Annotated in this window: 1 protein-coding gene; it reads left to right on the top strand. The window is 37.5% G+C overall.

Features of this window, described 5'->3' with window-relative positions; translation table 11 throughout:
* The first annotated feature begins 71 nt into the window (after positions 1–71).
* A protein-coding gene (locus KI363_RS21505) for an IS3 family transposase (protein WP_212967602.1) occupies positions 72–1,228 on the top strand; the annotation gives its coding sequence in 2 pieces (ribosomal slippage) (positions 72–315 and positions 315–1,228; 1,158 coding nt in all).
* Positions 1,229–1,442: the final 214 nt, after the last annotated feature.

Here is a 1,442-nt window from a genome sequence, read left to right as displayed (position 1 = left end):
TGATGCTAGTATAGTTTCATGGACACATCTAAGTTAAATTTATACAATGACTTTTAAGGAGGATGTGTCCGATGAGTAAGAAAAATAATGGGAAACGGTATAACGATGATTTCCGAAAAATGATTGTTGATCTTTATCATTCTGGCAGTTCTGTTAAAGATTTAAGTAGCGAATATGGCATCTCTGAAGTATCTATTTATGCTTGGATTAAGAAGTTTTCTCCAATCGAATTAGAAGATGGTTCATCTGTAACTCCAGATGATTATGCAAAGCTCCAGAAACAACTTCTCCGTATACAGGAGGAAAATGAGATATTAAAAAAGGCTATGGCCATATTCGCTCGAAAGTAAGTGACTCAGAACTAACTGAATTTATTACAGAACATAAAGATGATTATTCCATTCGTACGATGTGCGAAACCCTTGATATACCTAAAAGTACTTACTACCAATCATTGAATAAAACAGAATCGAATCGTGACCGTGAGAACCGTGAATTCACAGAAAAGATTATCCAGATTCATGAAGAAAGTAAGAAACGATATGGTGCACCTAAGATACATGAAACCCTTGAAAAACAAGGTCACAAGATTAGCTTAAAACGAGTTCAACGCCTGATGAAAGTAGCTGATATCCGATCCATCATCGTTAAAAAGTTCCGTCCGACACCTAGTAAAGAAAAGGTGGAAGAACGAGAAAATATTATTAACAGAGACTTTTCTACGACTACGATCAACCAAAAGTGGGTTGGGGATATCACGTATATTCACACGCTTCGTGATGGTTGGTGTTACCTTGCATCTGTATTAGACCTGCATTCAAGAAAGGTTATTGGGTATTCATTTGGACGTTCGATGACGACTGAATTGGTAGAAAAGGCTTTAGAAAACGCTTATGTCACACAGAAACCCAATGATGGTGTCATCTTCCATTCCGATTTGGGTTCACAATATACAAGCGACTCCTTCGCAGAAAAGATTCAGGATTATAAGATGACACACTCCTTCAGTCACAAGGGAAGCCCTTATGACAATGCTTGTATCGAGTCTTTTCATGCGATTTTAAAGAAAGAAGAAGTAAATCACGTACAATACTTAGATTTTAACGCTGCGAGAGTAGAGTTATTTAAATATATTGAAGGCTGGTATAACCGTAAAAGAATACACGGTAGTATTGGATATCTAACACCACAAGAGATGGAAGATTTAGCACTCCACCAAGCAGCATAATTGCACCACATAACATTAGAGCACGGCTTTACTTGGAGAGGTGAGCGTGGTAGGCTTTCGCCTGGCGAAATGTGTTTTACTAACCTTTCGTCTTTCGCAAATCACCACGCACACAGAGGCTCCATGTCAAGCCTTCAAATACACATTTAAATAAGTTTCGAAGCACAATGAAAAAAATTAACTTTTATGTGTCCTAAATATTGACGTAGATCCA

This window comes from Lederbergia ruris (assembly GCF_018332955.1).
Lineage (GTDB): Bacteria > Bacillota > Bacilli > Bacillales > Bacillaceae_C > Lederbergia > Lederbergia ruris.
Note: the sequence above shows the minus strand (reverse complement) of the source record. Positions and strands in the feature narration are given on the sequence as shown.